11 protein-coding genes and 2 pseudogenes are annotated in these 15,181 nt (G+C 62.4%); 5 read left to right on the top strand and 8 right to left on the bottom strand.

The window, feature by feature from the left end:
- Positions 1-108: 108 nt before the first annotated feature.
- Together ACFXS9_RS42650 and ACFXS9_RS42645 are read right to left on the bottom strand one after the other, a co-directional pair.
- Entirely contained in the window at positions 109-2,517 is a 2,409-nt protein-coding gene (locus ACFXS9_RS42650) for an AI-2E family transporter (RefSeq protein ID WP_392699599.1), read from the bottom strand.
- A 508-nt stretch (positions 2,518-3,025) separates the two neighbouring features.
- Positions 3,026-3,196, bottom strand: a complete 171-nt coding sequence (locus ACFXS9_RS42645) for a hypothetical protein (protein ID WP_392699597.1) — start codon at positions 3,194-3,196, stop codon at positions 3,026-3,028.
- Positions 3,197-4,061: 865 nt separating this feature from the next.
- On the opposite strand from ACFXS9_RS42645, the pseudogene ACFXS9_RS42640 reads away from it, so the two are divergent.
- Both ACFXS9_RS42640 and ACFXS9_RS42635 read left to right on the top strand, forming a co-directional pair.
- Positions 4,062-4,741: pseudogene (locus ACFXS9_RS42640) on the top strand (DNA ligase).
- A gap of 325 nt (positions 4,742-5,066) precedes the next feature.
- Complete coding sequence (locus tag ACFXS9_RS42635; RefSeq protein WP_392699595.1) at positions 5,067-5,447, top strand: hypothetical protein; 381 nt, start codon at positions 5,067-5,069, stop codon at positions 5,445-5,447.
- A 542-nt stretch (positions 5,448-5,989) separates the two neighbouring features.
- Here the strand turns inward: ACFXS9_RS42635 and ACFXS9_RS42630 are convergent.
- From ACFXS9_RS42630 to ACFXS9_RS42615, 4 genes are read right to left on the bottom strand one after another with little or no spacing between them, the layout of a single operon-like run.
- Complete coding sequence (locus ACFXS9_RS42630) at positions 5,990-7,123, bottom strand: YihY/virulence factor BrkB family protein (RefSeq protein WP_392699593.1); 1,134 nt, start codon at positions 7,121-7,123, stop codon at positions 5,990-5,992.
- On the bottom strand, positions 7,110-8,171 hold the full coding sequence (locus ACFXS9_RS42625; protein ID WP_392699591.1) for a DUF3618 domain-containing protein: 1,062 nt from the start codon (positions 8,169-8,171) through the stop codon (positions 7,110-7,112). Before ACFXS9_RS42625 ends, ACFXS9_RS42630 begins: the two co-directional genes overlap by 14 nt.
- Positions 8,149-8,574, bottom strand: coding sequence for a phage holin family protein (locus ACFXS9_RS42620; RefSeq protein ID WP_392699589.1), 426 nt, complete (start codon positions 8,572-8,574; stop codon positions 8,149-8,151). Before ACFXS9_RS42620 ends, ACFXS9_RS42625 begins: the two co-directional genes overlap by 23 nt.
- Before the next feature lie 11 nt (positions 8,575-8,585).
- Positions 8,586-8,939 carry a hypothetical protein gene (locus ACFXS9_RS42615; protein ID WP_392699587.1) on the bottom strand — a complete coding sequence of 118 codons (354 nt, stop codon included), beginning with the start codon at positions 8,937-8,939 and terminating at the stop codon, positions 8,586-8,588.
- Between the two features lie 778 nt (positions 8,940-9,717).
- On the opposite strand from ACFXS9_RS42615, the gene ACFXS9_RS42610 reads away from it, so the two are divergent.
- Positions 9,718-10,575 carry a hypothetical protein gene (locus tag ACFXS9_RS42610; RefSeq protein WP_392699585.1) on the top strand — a complete coding sequence of 286 codons (858 nt, stop codon included), beginning with the start codon at positions 9,718-9,720 and terminating at the stop codon, positions 10,573-10,575.
- A 149-nt stretch (positions 10,576-10,724) separates the two neighbouring features.
- On the opposite strand, the pseudogene ACFXS9_RS42605 reads toward ACFXS9_RS42610, so the two are convergent.
- Positions 10,725-10,970, bottom strand: a pseudogene (locus ACFXS9_RS42605) (SDR family oxidoreductase); the annotation flags it as partial.
- Between the two features lie 134 nt (positions 10,971-11,104).
- Positions 11,105-13,222: a PBP1A family penicillin-binding protein gene (locus ACFXS9_RS42600; protein WP_392699583.1), complete on the bottom strand. Its 2,118-nt coding sequence runs from the start codon at positions 13,220-13,222 to the stop codon at positions 11,105-11,107.
- A gap of 895 nt (positions 13,223-14,117) precedes the next feature.
- Here ACFXS9_RS42600 and ACFXS9_RS42595 point away from each other — a divergent pair.
- Both ACFXS9_RS42595 and ACFXS9_RS42590 read left to right on the top strand, forming a co-directional pair.
- The gene (locus ACFXS9_RS42595) at positions 14,118-14,369 is read left to right on the top strand and encodes a Ku protein (RefSeq protein WP_392699581.1); all 252 of its coding nucleotides are present in this window, start codon (positions 14,118-14,120) and stop codon (positions 14,367-14,369) included.
- Between the two features lie 34 nt (positions 14,370-14,403).
- Positions 14,404-15,144, top strand: a complete 741-nt coding sequence (locus tag ACFXS9_RS42590) for a Ku protein (protein WP_392699579.1) — start codon at positions 14,404-14,406, stop codon at positions 15,142-15,144.
- Positions 15,145-15,181: the final 37 nt, after the last annotated feature.

Below are 15,181 nucleotides of genomic sequence, written 5' to 3'. Positions count from 1 at the left end.
CTGCAGGGCTGGCCGAGCTGGTGTCTCGGTCAGGTGACAAGGGGCCCTGCAATCCTTGATTCTTGACGCGAAGTCGGTTCGGTAATTCCCATCACAAGCATTGAACAATCAAGGCCTGGATGCGGCGCTTGGTCCCCTTGAGTCCGAAAGGGCCACTGCAGGTTCCGTAGCGCGGCTCTCGATATGACCCATCAAATCGTTGGCCATCTGCTCGAGGCGTTGGCGATCGCGATCCATAAACTCGCGAGGCTGCGTGTCAACGATGCAAAGGGAGCCTACGACGTGTCCAGCTGAGGTTCGCAAGGGGACGCCTGCGTAGAAGCGGATGCCCTTCTCCAACACGCGTGGATCGTCGGCAAAGCGTGGGTCCTCGGTCACGTCTTGAGAAACCAGCACTTCGTTTGCCGCGATCACGTATGCGCCGAGCGGCTCCTCATGAGGAGCCTGATTGATGGCCTGATTTTCCTGCGACAGGTCTATTGCGTCTGGCTGAGTCGGGTTAATATCGTCAGCCAGAGAAACGAGTGCGATCGGGACATTGAACGCCTGCGCGATCTTCTTGGACGCCTCATCGAACTCCCGTCCTTTCGCGGCGCCCAAACCGAGGCTCTGCAGCGCTGCAACCTGCTCTTGCCCAACGTCAGGAACCACCGGACGCGTACCGCTGCCGGATGCTGGGCGGCGCATCCATTCGTCAACTTGCTTGATACAGCCCTGAAGCGAGGCGAATACCGCATCGGCCGCCATCTGCTTGTTGAGCTCTTCCGTCTGTTGCGTACCCTGCGCCAGATTCCAGGAGCAGACGATGAGCTTCACGTGGGGCGCTCGGCGACGCAGACGACGGAGGACGTACCGGGCATAGACCTGCGGCTGGGGATGCAGATAGGACAGGCACACCACGTCGACGCCTTCGAGACCAAGCTGCCCCAGCGCTCCCTGGCTGACTGCGATCGGCGGCAGGACCTTGGTGCTGATGCTCCGCTCCTTGAGCGCCTGCGCCATCATCTCCGCCGCCGCGTGATCTAGCTCAGTGCGGCCGGCGATGCAGAGAACGCACGGTGGCCACTCAGCTGTGCGATCTTCGCCTCGCTCGGCAGCTGAGGAGGCCTTTTCCCTGACATGGTCCTCGACCTCCCGCACAACAGAGATCGCCGTATCGGCAACGAGCCGCCGGTAATTGGTATCCGTCGTGCTGCGCTGGCGATCGTTTTCCGCGAGGCGCAGTGCCGGAATGGCCACGTTATCATAGAAGTCGTGCGAGGAGTATTTGTCGATATAGTCCTCAGCAATCTCCACCGCCTCTTCCAGGTTGCCGGCTAGCAGGCGTTGATAAAGCTGCTCCTCCGGCGCAAGCACCGGATCGCTGCCAAGAAGCACGCCCAGGAACTCGAGCTGCGGGACGTAGCGCCCGATGACGACCGCGCAGACGGTCAGGGGCGTCGCCAAGAACAGGCCGACAGGGCCCCACAGCATGGTCCAGAAGATCGCCGCAATGATGATGGCCAGAGAGGACAGGCCTGTGCTGGCGCCGTAAAGCCATGGCTCGACGACGTTGTTGCTGATCAGTTCAGCCACGAGGAACACCCCGACCACCCAGAATAGCATGGTCCAGCCAGGATCGACGGCGACTGCAAGGGCAATAGGAAACAGGGCGGCCAGAAAGGGACCGAGATACGGGATGAATCGGAGGACGGCGGCTAGCAGCCCCCACAGCGGGGCGTTGGGCACACCAATGAGGTAAAGGGCAATGCCAATCGGAATGCCGTAGGTCAGATTCACGACGAGCTGCATCAGGAGGTAACGACTGACCCGGGCGGTGGCGTCGTTGATGGCCTGCGTACTTTTCTGTAGGTCTCCGGCCCCTGCGAGTTTGATGAAGCGATCGCGCAGGTCCTCCCGCTCGAGCAGCACGAAGATCACGAAGATGACGACCAGCCCGGCAGTGGCAAGCGGCGCTAACAGCGGACCGACTACGGATCGGATAATCTCAAGGGGTTTTGGTCGCGGCGCCTCTAAGCGCACGGTGACCGGCTCCGGAGACTTAGGACCGGCTCCGAGCCGGGGCTGTGCTTCTTCAGGCTTCTTCTCGTCGCCCGAGATGTCCTTGCCGAGATCCTCTATCGTTCTGGTGATATTGTCGAGGACGCCGCCGCCAGGGACGGACTCCTGCAAGGACCGGATTTTCTGAGTGATTGTAGTCTGGTAGCTTGGAAGGTTGTTGGCGAGTTGGACGAGCTGGCGCCCGACCACGAAGGTGACGCCTGTAATCAGGATGAAGGCAAGCGTAACGGCAATCAGCACCGCGGCAATGCGGGGCAACCTCCAGCGCCCTAGAAAGTTTACTAACGGTGTGAGAACGAAGCTTAAGAGGATGGCGAGGGCGAAGGGAACAAAGATATCCCGGCCGAAATAGAGTCCTCCGATTGCAAGGACGATGCCGCCGGCCGTCAGGATCGGCGAGCCTGTGGGCTGACTGACTGCCGAAGATCGAGGCGAGACTGGAGCAAAGTCCGCCATAGCCGACGGCCTTTCCGTTAACGACCAAGACCAACGCGCGATCGGAGCGTCTGATCTACCAAGAGCATAAATCGATTGCTGCTCGAAACGTTCAATCAGTCCAGCACCGTGGTCCAGCGGGTTCGGAGCGGGCGCGGTGGGTCAAAACGCGACCTGGCGGGAGGGCGGCTCTTAGCGCAAACCGGACGCTCGCCGAGCCCAGCAGCCCGCCTCGAGCTGACAAGTAGGCGACTCGCGATCGAGCGCGGTTGGCCCAAGCTGAATGTGTTAGGACTTTCGTCACCTACACGCCGACCGGTGCTGAGTTGTTTGCTTGAGCGCGAGAAGGGCCCCAGCGACGGCGGTGAGACCCTTCTTGGGCTGAGGTATCGCACCCTGGGGGACACGGTACGACATCGCTCGCTTCAACCCACCAGCCATTCGCTTCAACGCACCACCCTCAGTCACGACCCTAACGCCGATCCGACGCTCGCGCCTCTTGCGGCTGCTGCCGACGTTCCTGACCGCCCTAGTGCGCCGTCTTGCAGGGCGCCGTCTTGAATTCCGCGATCTTCCGCCCGCCGTCCCGCAGCTCTATGTCGTGACCGTCCACGAGTAATATGGCGCGCGCTTCGGCTGCTTCGTCATCGTCGCATTCAATGTCCACGCGATAGACGAGATGGCCGTCCCAGCCGATCATATAAGCTCGATAGGCGCGCATTGGTACGTCTTTCTTACCTCGGCGATTGCAGTCCAGGCGACCGCAGCCAATCGTTGATACGGCTCGCTGTGTCTAATTGCCTGACCTTCGTAGCAAGCGCTTCATGCTCAGGCCCTTGCGGAGTGGCAGCCAGCTTCTCTTCTATTCTGGCTTTTTCGGCTGCGATTCGATCTTCAAAAGAGTGAGCTTTGGAGCGGACGCGGCGCTGCATGACTACCTCTCTCGATTAGGGGTCCTTCGATTAATGGTCCAAGACCGTTGTTCAACTGAGAACGCCGAGATTGACGAACGGATCCAGCGTTCCGTCTGGTATCCGACTCTAACAGTTGAATTTGGAGTCGGAAGAAGGCGGAACGAGCTTAGCACTTGCGCATTTAATCACCGTGCTGGTTCACCCCCGGCACATTCCCGTGACAGCGGCCTCGGTCCCCCCGCCGGGGCCGTTTCGGTTCGTCAGGTTTAACGCCGGCCGCCGGCTCGCGCCTTCGTCTTTTTTCCGGCCTTCTTCTCGACCCGGACGCCCTTGAAATTTCTCGCGCCGCTTTTCTTCTTCACTTGTTTTTCAGCGCCATGAATTCCCCGGACTTCTTGCTCCGTTTGGTCCAGCCGTCGCGCCGCCCAACCGGACCTTCACTTGCGATCGCTTCTTAACCGCGCCTTCCTCGCGTTGTCGCCTACCGGTTTACTGACTGCTACGCTCACCCTCCCGTTGCGTTTCATCCGGTGACGAAGGGAGAATCCTTGTTGCTTCCGAATGTTCCCAGGCTGGAGCAGCACAGCAATTCAGGAACGATACGGCCCGGAGAATTGAAACGATCTAATTTGTTGAGTTGGAGTTTTGGGCGTGGCGTTTCAGCGCAAAAACGTGGCGGCGATCGGCGTGAAGGCGCCCTCCCCCGGATTCGTCGAGCCCGCGCTGGCTACGTCGATCGAGAAGGTGCCATCCGGCGATCGCTGGATCCATGAGATCAAGTTCGACGGCTGCCGCGTCCAGATCCATATCCACAATGACGCGATCAAGGTTTTCACCCGGCGCGGCAATGATTGGACCAGGCGTTTCAGCAAAGGCGCGGCCGATGCCTACCTGATCAACGCAGGCAGGGCGATCATCGACGGCGAGGTGGTGGCACCCGGCGCCGATGGCACCACGGGACTTCTCGGTGCTACAGAACGAGCTGCGCGGCAAGTCAACAAGGATAGTCTTGGTTGCTTTCGACCTGATCTATCTCAGCGGCCAGGACCTGCGGAAGCTGCCGCTGATCGAGCGCAAGGCGCATCTTAGAAAGTTAATCGAGAAGACGGCGATCCAATTCAGCGAAAGCTTCGAGGTTGATGGCAAAGAGATGTTCGCGCACGCCTGCAACGTCGGACTGGAAGGCGTCGTCTCCAGGTCCGCGATAGCTGCTGCCCATCGGGGCGCGGCAGATTGAGCCGGAATTGCTCGCGGAAATCGAGTCTCGAGCCAAATCGGGTGAAGGCAAGGTGCGCCATCCATTCTTGAGAGGCCTTCGGGGGGACCTTTGATGGACGATTTTCGATCGCTTCTGGGAATGGGCAAACAACCCGCTCGACAGCGGGCTGACGATCCCGGCCGACATTCGTCACACGGTCACGTCGCTACCGCCGGAAGCGCGGCACGACCGTGCCAAGTTCAATGAGGCTGCGAATGGTACAAGAGACCGCCGGCGGAAATTCCGCGCTACACCGGCCGTAACTCGGACAGACGAGTGCGCCTCAGCCCGCCGTCGGACCACTGGGGACGAGTGGTGTGGCCGGTGGTCGCAACATTGGCGAGGAACATCCGCGAGCGCCGACCATTTAACTGGGGCGCTACCGGAGGAACGGATTCATGGCATACCAACCTAATCCGGACGATCCCCATCGTGCGGGCCGGAGTGAAGAGGAAATGCGGCGTCGCGATAATGAGCTGCAAGCCGATCCCCAGCTCGCCGAAGGTCCCGCCAGCGGCACCAAGGTCGCAATCTACGCCATCGCCATCGCAGCTGTGCTGGGTATCGTGTTCTACGGCTTGAATAACAACAGCGCGGACCAGGCGGGCATCACGCCGCCCAGCGACACCGCGCAGCAGACCCAGCCGGCCAAGCCTGCGGGGCCCTCGGGCAAGACCAACACCGAGCTCGGCACGACCACGGGAGCGGCGACGACCAACCGTCCGACGCCGCCATCTCCGAACCCCACAGGTACGGAAGTCGATCGCAGCAAACAGTAAAGGTTGATAAAAATGGCCCCAGCGCGAGGCATGCGCCGAGGCCATCCAAGTATTACCTTCCTAACAGCCGGATAGGGTAGTGGGTACCATCATGCGTTCCGATAGAAGCGGAAAAGATGGCAACGTCTGCCCAATAGTGAACCGAACGCGGAAGATCATTGAGCCAGCAGCCCTGCGTCGGGGCCATTCTTAGGAAGCTGCAGCGTTGCTGAGAGTCGAACCCATCGCTCCCGGGGGATCGTTGAGACAAGCCGGGAGAAAGTGGCGGTCCCAGCCACCTCCGTGCTGGGACCGTTTCTCATTCAGAGCGCCCTCCCCGACCACCCGCCGTTGTTCGCTGAAACACGACCGGGTCGCCGGCAGGCGTGAAAAGCCTAAAACGAGACCGACGTGACCGCCGCCTCGGCGTCTTGTCACCACCATCGCCCCGACCTCTGGTCGATCTGCGGGACCTCGGCCTGGTGATGGCACATATTGACAATCAGGACATCGGACTGTGAGCACTTCACCGGGTGCTCGGATGGGAGCGGCGATATCAAAGCTCAACTGACACGCCGCGGCATGTCATCTGCCCGCCAATTCTGCGCCGGTCCAACGGTATCGGCCATGCGAGCACCACGAGCTCCCATTGGTTCGGCCGCTCCCGTCGTCGTGTCGCGTGCGGTCTGGTGCTCCATTTCGGCGTTGAGTTCTGCCCCGATCAGGATCACGATCGCCGACAACCAGATCCAGGTCATGAAGCCGATGACCGCGCCAAGGGAACCGTAGGTCCGATTGAAGCTCCCGAAATTCGCAGCGTACCACGAGAACAGCATGGACGCCGCAATCCACGCGAAAGCGGCGAAGGCGCTCCCCCACGTGATCCACTGCCATCGCGGTTTCTCGCGGGATGGTGCGTAGCGATACACGATCGCAAGCGCGAACGTGAGAACAGCGAGCAGCACCGGCCAGCTGCCGACCCTCACAAGAAATTCTGTCAACTCCGACAAGCCTAGATAATTGAGTGCGGACGGCAGAACGACCAATGCGGCGATGGCCACGAGCATGAAGACGATGCCGGCCGCGGTTAACGCAAGCGAGATGGCGTTCAGCTTGATGAGGCTTCGCGCCTCTGTTTCGGCGTAGACGATGTTGAGGGTATCGAAGACCGACTTCATCGCCGCGTTCGCGCTCCACAGGGATACGGCAAGCCCGACGATGAAGGCCAGCCCGAGCGTGCTGCCACGCTGGGATGTGACCCGGGTGAGTTCGTCCCGGATGACGTCGATCGCACCGCTTGGCAGCAAACCCGACAGTTTCTCCAGATGAACGGTGAGCGTTGCGGGGTCCGAGAACAGCCCATAGACGGCAACCAGAGCCGCGATGGCAGGAAATATGGCCAGCAGAGTGTAGAACGTCACGCCGGCGGCCAGAGCAATGATCCGGTGTTCGGAGATATTGTGCAAAACCCGGAACAAAATGTCCTTCCATCCGCGCGCCGAAATCTCCGAGGGCGCGCTTGCGAGGCGGCCGCGCCCTTCATCCGATGCCGGGCGCCTTCGCGTGTGATCGACTGGTATCGACGAAAACCGCCGCGGCCGAAAGCCGGCTACTAACAGGGCTACGGTGGTCACGGTGGCCCAAATCGGCGGGCGGTCGTCTATCCGAGGAAGTTGCCCTTGGTCAGAGGGGCGCATTTTCGGCTTTCCAGGGCTGTCCTTTCCGTTCGGGGTCGGCCTGTTCCTGTTGCTCGGGCGCCAAGCTGGCTTCATGGGCTTTGGCGTGTCCGGCCATCTCGTCCTTCGATCCGTCCTCCTCCTTCCCCGCCATCTGTTGGGCTTCGTCCTGGACCGCCTCAACGACGCGCTCGCCGGCCTCCTTTACGCCTTGGTATTGCTCCGACGCAACATCCTGGGCGCGTTCCTTCACGCGATCGCTCGTCTGCCCCATGAGCTGATCTTCGGTTTCGGTCGGTGGCAGCAAAGCCCCGATCATTGCCCCGACCGCAACTCCAAGCCCGGTCAGCATCAGCGGCTGTTCGCGGCAGAGATTGAGAAACGTACTGCCCGTTTGCCACGTCCGTTGCCCTACGGCTTTCGTTGATTCCGAAAGGGTGGAGGCCGTTCGGCGTGCACTGTCGGCGGCCGCTTCGTATCCTGCGGCTGCGGAGCGCTGCGCGGCGTCTGTCATGGAGCCGGCAGTATCTCGCATTGCGCCGGCGGCATCGGAGGTGGCCTGCTGCGCCGACTCAGCCACCGAGCCGGCAGCTTCCCGCACGCTACTCCCCGCCTCGGTGGCGGACTCTCTGGCGCGCTCGGCGGTCGAGCTAAGGTTCGCGCTCGCCTCCTTGCCGAGCCGGGACGCCGCGTTGCCCCATTCGCTTCTCTTGTCGGATGCCGTCCTGCTGGCGGCATCGGTCGCTTCGCGCATGCTGTCCGCCGCGTCCCCCGCTGCATTGCGCAGACGGTCTGCGGTGCCGCGCATCAAGCCGCCGGCCGAAGTCCCGCGCGAGCCCAGCATGAGCCACGCCAAGCCGGCACCGATCAGCATCACCGGAAGCGGATTATTGACGGTCTGGTCCTTCAAGTTCCGCGTGAAGGCTGCGCCGGCGCCCTCGCTGACGCGGTCGACCATTTGGTCGAGCACGTGTCCGGGAGTCATGCACGCGCGCAACTCGTCCAGGGTGCTCGATATCTCGGCTCGGGTCTGTTCAGTCTCTCGTTCAAGCTGCTCGGCGTGGCTCATGGTCCCGTCTCACTTGTTCCTTTGCCACCGATGCATCACGCTGGAGCTGGTGGACGGTTTTGTTCGGCACGATATTTTCGATTTTCAGTCGGCTGACGCCGACCAGTAGGAGAACGATCCCGACGATCAAGACCGCTCCTCCGACTAGGAGAGCGGACCAGTAGGACGCCATGTCGTAGCGGTCGGTGAGCGCGGCGACTGCCGCCTGAAGCAGGATGACCAGGGCAGGAATCAGGAGCGCGGCGCCTCCGACGATCAGGCCGAGACCTCGACCGATGCTGAGCATGTTCTCCGACATCTCAGTGCGGGCGAGCTGGGTCTCTTTGCGAAGGAGCGTCGTCAGTTGGGAGAAGAGATCGCCGATGATTTCAGGTACCGACCTCGGATGGTTCGAAACGGGCATGACGTCTCTCCTCAGCGTCGATTGTCGGCCGAGCTCTGTCGATTGTCGGCGGAGCTCTTGAGAAAGCGGGAGATCGCGAATCCCGCGAGCACCGCGCCGCCGAAGATGGCCAGAGGCTCCTTGCGCCCGAAATCGTTGAGGGTCCTCATGAGATCCTCGACGCTGCGCCGTCGAAGCGCACCGGCTCCTTCTTCGAGCCGCGAAGCCGCGGCGTGGACGAACTCGGCGGCCTTCGGCAATTGCTGCCCGAGCTCGTCGGCCGCGCCATGGACGGCTTTGGCCATCTCATCGACGTGGTTCGCGCCGGTCTGCTTTTTCCGCTCGGCAGCCTGTTCGGCTTCGGCGATTGCGTCTGCTGCTTGCATGCGAATTCCTCCCTCTGCGCTCAAGCCTTTGCGGTTCGAGCGAGCGCATTGTCCACCTGTTTCTCCAGCGGGCCAAACGCGAAAGGACCGGCGATGTTCCTAGAAAGGTTGCAGGCCGAGACCGCGCACGGCGCGTCGCTCCGCCACCCCGTCGTTGGGGCACCCTCTCCCGGCAACTGCTGGGCCACAACGAGCCGGTCCACTTATACAGCATCGCCCTAGCCCTTCCGGTGACTGTGGAAGAGCAGCATCATCAGCCCTGCGCCGACGTCCAGCGACAGAGCGATTCCATGATAAGCGCCACAAAAAACTGCGGCGACATCGGTCTGCCCGGCTCGCCCATGTTGGTTACGACCTGCACTGGAACAGTTTTGAGACCTGCTAGGATTGCCCGTGCCACGGGTCGACGTTCGATGTCGGCGGCCAGCCGATCAGTCCTCGGGCCATCGGCCCGCTGGCGAAGGTCAAGCGCTGACAACTGCTTCTGCGGCGGCTTGCGCTAAGCACCTTCCTATTTAGCCAATCGATCCGGCCGGCGGCCGATGGAGAAGCCCCGTCCCCTTACCGGCTTGGAACAGGGTTCGCTCTCCCGAATTGTGCACGTTAGAGGAAGCGTATGGAGACTGCGCTGAAGGCGTGGCCCACGATGTGCCGCGCCTGCATTCCAGCCAATTCATTAACCAGGAGCGGGACATGCACCAGCTTATCTATCTTGTTGGACTGATCGTAGTAATCCTCGCCATCCTTTCCTTCTTTGGGCTTCGTTGAGCCGATTGCTATGAACACGATCGAAGAGGAACGGATCGATCCCGGCCATATCGCAGCTCCAAGATATCTAGGCTGGACGCCTGCCATCGCAGGAGCGTTGATCGCAACGGCGCTTTCCGCCGTTCTGATCGCCTTCGGAACGGCCATCGGACTGGGCGTGGCATCCTCCGCGCCGACCTGGCGCGACGCCTCGGTGGCGCTTTGGCTGCTATCGGGCGTCTATCTGATATTAGTGTCGCTGGTCAGTTTCGGCGTCGGCGGCTACGTCGCCGGCCGCATCCGAACGACCATGCCTGCCGCTGATGGTGATCTCGAGTTCAGGAACGGCCTCCACGGCCTGGCTGCCTGGGCCATCGCCGTCGTCATGACCGTGCTCATCACCGCTCTGGTCGGAAGCGCGACCCTCGCGCGTGCGCCTTCCACCCAAACCGTGCCCGCCGCCAGCGCGGCGGAGCCGATGTTGAGTTACGAACTCGACCGGCTGTTCCGTCCGGCGCGACGAACGCCCAATGCTGAGACGGCGATGGAGCGTGCCGAAGCCGGACGAATCCTGCTCGCCTCCTCCAGCCACAGCGGCGTCGCGGCCGAGGACCGCACCTATCTGGTGCAGCTGGTGAACGGCGTTACCGGACTGGCTGGCCCCGACGTCGAACGCCGCGTCGACAATATCATCGCCAGCGCCAAGAGCGCCATTGCCCGTTCGCGGCGCAGCGCCATCATCGCGGCATTTTCGGTCGCGGCTTCAATATTGCTTGGAGCCGTGGTGGCGTGGTTCACGGCCTGCGAGGGCGGTCGCCATCGCGATGGCGCGGGGCCGGGCTGGCTGACAAATCGTCCTTTGACAGCGAGAGAACAAGGTATCCCGTGAATCGAGGCGGCCGCCACGCGGTGCACCACACGGCTGCAAGACGATGTTCATGAGCCAGAACACGATACGATTCGCTGAGGTGATGGCTCCGGCACCCTTCATCTCTGGGCCGGACCTACCTCGCGCGTCGCTGGGGCCTATTGCACATCCCGGATGGGCGTGTCTCCGCCGAACTTGGCGATGCTGTCTGCATCCTTGTCTGCGGGATTGAAGGGGGTTCACACCGGCCCGGGCGCAACCGCATTGACGCGAATGCTCTTCGGGATCAGGTGGGTAGGGAGCGAGCGCGTGAAGGCGTGGATGCCATGGCAGGCTTCGACCGCCTCTCGACGCCGTGCTTGCAATGTAGCGGACGAGTAGCCCTTACGAATAATACGCAGACTTTCAGATGCCATGACAATTTGCCGGCTATGTGAGCTGGCCGTTCAGCGCTCCGCTTTTGTTGCGGCGAGTCATCGAGCGAACCTCCGAAACAGGTTAGTAGCGCACGAAAGTTAGCGCCGACTCTTGATGTCTCCACGTGGATTCCTCATCGCTCTGCGTCACAGAAACGACGCGAGCCGCCGCCATACGGCTGATAGCTGCAGTCCGTCTGGTCGAACGATCGGTACCGGCGGGAGCACACATCCACGTTGCAGGAGGGGTTGCTCGTAAGTTGGGCCCTGGTCTCCGCGGTTATCGCCGCCGACTGCGGCGGGATCGCGCACACTTTTCGCGGGCCCCGGCGCGGTTGGTACGTGCAATCGGACTCGCGGAAGCCGTCGTAGGCATTCGCGCACATCTCGACATCGCATTGAACCGGATCCGCGCTGCCTTGGCGTTCCGTAGCCGAGCTCCCCTCCGGTGCGGTAACCGGCGCAGGCTCCACGGCGGCAACGCGCGGTCCGGTTTTCTGCGCGACCGCGCCCGCCGCCTCCACAAAACGGCTCCAGATTTGCACCGGTAAGGATCCTCCCGTGACGCCCCGCATCGGAGACTGGTCGTCGTTGCCGACCCACACGCCAACGACAAGCGCTTCGTTGAAACCGATGAACCAGGCATCGCGATGATCCTGACTGGTACCCGTCTTGCCGGCAACGAAGCCGCCGGTATCAGCGCTTCGGCCGGTGCCGCCCGTCACCACGCCGCGCAGGAGTGTCACCAGCTCTTCGCGAAGCGCCAACTCAGCGCCCGTAGGCGCGCCGAGTGTGCGTAGTCCCTCGTTCTCCGGGCCGAATGCCGTTATTCCGAACGGGTCGACCCGCCGGCCTGCACGCACTGATGCAAACGCGCCGGCAAGGTCGACGAGCGTCAGCTCGGCGGTGCCAAGGGCGAGACTGGGGACTGAGGGCAGCGGCGCGTCAATGCCAAGATCCCGCGCCGCAGCAATCACCTTGTCGAGTCCGATATCGGTCGCGAGCCGCACCGCCGCCGTGTTGACGGACTGCGCGAAAGCCTGCTCCAGAGTCATCCTGCCGTAGTGGCGGCCGCCGAAATTCTGCGGCTCCCAGCGCTTGACCCGGAGCGGCGAGGCATCAACGACGTCGCCAAGCGAAAACCCGTTACGCAGGGCAGCATAGTAGACGAACAGCTTGAACGCGGAGCCGGGTTGGCGCCGCGCGTCCGCGGCACGATTGAACTGACTTTCATCGTAATCGCGCCCGCCAACCATGGCGACAACGGCACCGTCGGGCCGCATGGCGACAAGCGCGGCCTGTGATGGCCCGCCGCGCCCCGGCGTCTTCAGCGCGTCTGCGATGATCCGTTCCGCCGTTTGTTGCAGTTCGGGCACCAGCGTCGTTCGCACTGTGACGGTGCGCGCATCTTTGCCGGCCACTTTTGGATACTCGTGCCTGGCGATCCAGTCGCCAAACCAGGAGGTGGCGGGCGCAAACTCAGCAACGGTCTTTGCCTCGGCCGGCGCGCGTTTGGCTTCCGAGGCGGTCCTTTCGTCGACGGCTCCGGTTGCGACCATGGCATCGAGCACCTGCGCGGCCCGCTGACGCGCGGCTTCAGGATTGCGGATTGGATTGTACCCCGAAGGCGCCTGAATAAGACCGGCGAGCATGGCGGCTTCAGCCAAGGAAAGCCCGGCCAAGCTCCTGCCGAAATACACGCTCGCGGCGGACGATACTCCGTAGGCTCCGCCGCCAAGATAGACGCGGTTCAGGTATTCGGTGAGGATCGCGTCCTTATCCATGTGAAAGTCGAGCCATAGCGCTGCGAATGCCTCGCGCAGTTTGCGGTTGATCGACTGTTCGCGCCCGACTAGACCGCGCAGCCTCACGAGCTGCTGGGTGATTGTGCTCCCGCCCTGGATGACCCCGCCGGAATCGAGGTTCACCGTCGCCGCGCGCAGCATTGCGAGGGGATCGATCCCGACATGCTGGTAGAAGCGGCGATCTTCGATGCTCAGCACCGCCTTGACGAGCAGGTCCGGGAAGGCGTTGCGGGCAGCTGCGTCGGCGAGAGGTCCGGCGCGTCCGATCGGGCGGCCGTCCGCCGCTTTCAGCAGAAGGGAATGCCGGTCGAAGCGCACCGGCGTGTCAGCGGAGGGCGCGCTGTACAGCGCCCACAGTATGCCAGCGGTGATCACGATGGCCACAACCAGCGTCGCCATGACCATGCCCTGGATGAACGCCACGATGGCGATACTGCGGCGCTTCACTTCCCCCTCACCTTTCATCGCTGTGCGCTTGCCGCACTGGTCCGCCTTCCGCCGCCACTTAGCCAGGGCTGCGCCCCGCAATTGCGTGAGATATTGCCCAAACGTCATCAGGTCCGACTTGATGGCACTGAATAAGGCCCGCCCAGCCGTCGCACTGCGTAAGCTTCCCGCTTGGTCCTGCCGCGCGCCGGCGGCCTCGGGAGACGGGGGCCCATCGGACCTGTTACGCTCGGAAACCCCCGCCGGCCGGCGCTGTTCCGAATCGGCGTCGCTGGCGTTCGCGTTGGCCGCATGCCGCACAATCTCTCCAGAACCATCCTGCAAGTCGGAACTGTGGCGCATGGGGTTTTGCCGATTCGTGGTTTCAACGTGGCAAGGACGCGCCACACCCGACAACGGCCAAGATCACGATTTCGTTTCCGCTCGCGCCTGCCGAATCGCCGCAGTTGAACGGCCGCCGATAGTTGCGTGATCGCGCCCGAATTAGTTCCTCGAGCGAGGAAGCCAGCTTCTGAACGAGAACAAGTCTTCGCTACGGTTCGGTGGAGACGTTGTCCCTGAGCGCGGGCCCCACGCTCTCAGGTAACGCGGCTGAAGCGCGGAGTCCGACGGTTTAAAGAGCTGTTTGGTGCGCTATTGAGCGCGTCTGCCTTGATTCAAAAGCGGTCCTGCCCTGAGCTCGTGTTTGTCCGATGCCGTTGAAACTCGACGTTTGAGCATCGAGCCTGCTTGACGCAGGACGTAGCAGCGGCGGGCTCGAATCTCCGCAGGACCATCGGAACATTCCTGTAAGAGACGTGGAACACGGGCCACCCTGAAACTCCTGACCCTTCCGTCCGTTGACACCGCGGGCTTGGCCATCGGCTATTGTACCCTTTGTGCGTTGGGGTTTCCGATGCCGGCATCCCGACCCTACTGGAAGGGCTATCTGAAGCTGTCCTTCGTCTCGTGTCCTATCGCGCTCTATCCCGCAAGCTCGGCCGTCGAGCGGATCTCCTTCCGGCAGGTCAACCGGCGAACAGGCCATCGCCTCAAACAGAAACTCATCGATTCCGTTACCGGCCAAGCCATAGACGCAGCGGACAAGGCGCGCGGCTATGAGGTCGGCGAGAAGGAATTTATACTGGTCGAGGACCGAGACCTTTGAACAGGCGCGACGCGAGCGCCCGGCGGCTGGTGAGGTGGAGCTTGCCGCCCCGCCCCGCCGTGAAAGGCCGCCAACCGTTCCCGGCAGCCTTCACGACGAGGCCGCCAAAGAGGGCACCGCCGACTATGATGGTGAAGAAGAGGAGGAGGAGGAAGCCGTCACTTTCCCGCGGCCGCAGAACACGCGCATAATTCAAATCGAGCGCTTCCTTCCCGCCGGGCAGATCGACTCGCGATATTTCGAGAAGCCGTACTACATCATGCCCCGCGAGGAGATCAGTCAAGAATCGTTTGCGGTGATCCGAGATGCGATGAGCCGAGAGGCCGTTATCGGCCTTGCGCGCGTAGTGCTGTCCTCACGCGAGCGGCCGTTTCTACTCGAGCCGACGGGCCGCGGCCTCCGCGGCGCAACGCTGCGCTTCGCGCACGAGATTCGAAATGAGTCGGAATATTTCAGCGAGATTCCCGAGATGAAGCTGCCGCCCGAAATGATGAAGCTCGCGCAGCACATCATCCAGACGAAGTCGGCCGATTTCGATCCTGCTATGCTGGAGGATCACTATCGCAGCGCGCTGGTGCGCATCCTGCGCAGGAAACAGGCGAAGCGTCCCGCACAGGCCCCTCCAGTCAAGCCGTTACGCGAGAACGTCGTCAACCTCATGGACGCGCTCCGGCGAAGCGTCGCCGCCGAGCGCCCGGCAAAGCCTACCCGCCGGAGTGGCGGGGTGAAACCGGCCACGGGAAGGCGCGGCGGGCGCTACCGCAGAGCCGATTGACCCATAGCTTCAGCGGCGCCCGCTCTTCGAGCCAGTG

The sequence above is a fragment of the Bradyrhizobium sp. RDI18 genome (genome assembly GCF_043203335.1).
Lineage (GTDB): Bacteria > Pseudomonadota > Alphaproteobacteria > Rhizobiales > Xanthobacteraceae > Bradyrhizobium > Bradyrhizobium retamae.
This window is presented reverse-complemented; position numbering and strand designations above follow the sequence as displayed.

Bases quoted from the DNA above. Each gene is read 5' to 3' on its own strand.
- ACFXS9_RS42650 (WP_392699599.1), bottom strand. From the start codon at position 2,517: ATGGCGGACTTTGCTCCAGTCTCGCCTCGATCTTCGGCAGTCAGTCAG.
- ACFXS9_RS42645 (WP_392699597.1), bottom strand. From the start codon at position 3,196: ATGATCGGCTGGGACGGCCATCTCGTCTATCGCGTGGACATTGAATGC.
- ACFXS9_RS42635 (WP_392699595.1), top strand. From the start codon at position 5,067: ATGGCATACCAACCTAATCCGGACGATCCCCATCGTGCGGGCCGGAGT.
- ACFXS9_RS42630 (WP_392699593.1), bottom strand. From the start codon at position 7,123: ATGCGCCCCTCTGACCAAGGGCAACTTCCTCGGATAGACGACCGCCCG.
- ACFXS9_RS42625 (WP_392699591.1), bottom strand. From the start codon at position 8,171: ATGAGCCACGCCGAGCAGCTTGAACGAGAGACTGAACAGACCCGAGCC.
- ACFXS9_RS42620 (WP_392699589.1), bottom strand. From the start codon at position 8,574: ATGCCCGTTTCGAACCATCCGAGGTCGGTACCTGAAATCATCGGCGAT.
- ACFXS9_RS42615 (WP_392699587.1), bottom strand. From the start codon at position 8,939: ATGCAAGCAGCAGACGCAATCGCCGAAGCCGAACAGGCTGCCGAGCGG.
- ACFXS9_RS42610 (WP_392699585.1), top strand. From the start codon at position 9,718: ATGAACACGATCGAAGAGGAACGGATCGATCCCGGCCATATCGCAGCT.
- ACFXS9_RS42595 (WP_392699581.1), top strand. From the start codon at position 14,118: ATGCCGGCATCCCGACCCTACTGGAAGGGCTATCTGAAGCTGTCCTTC.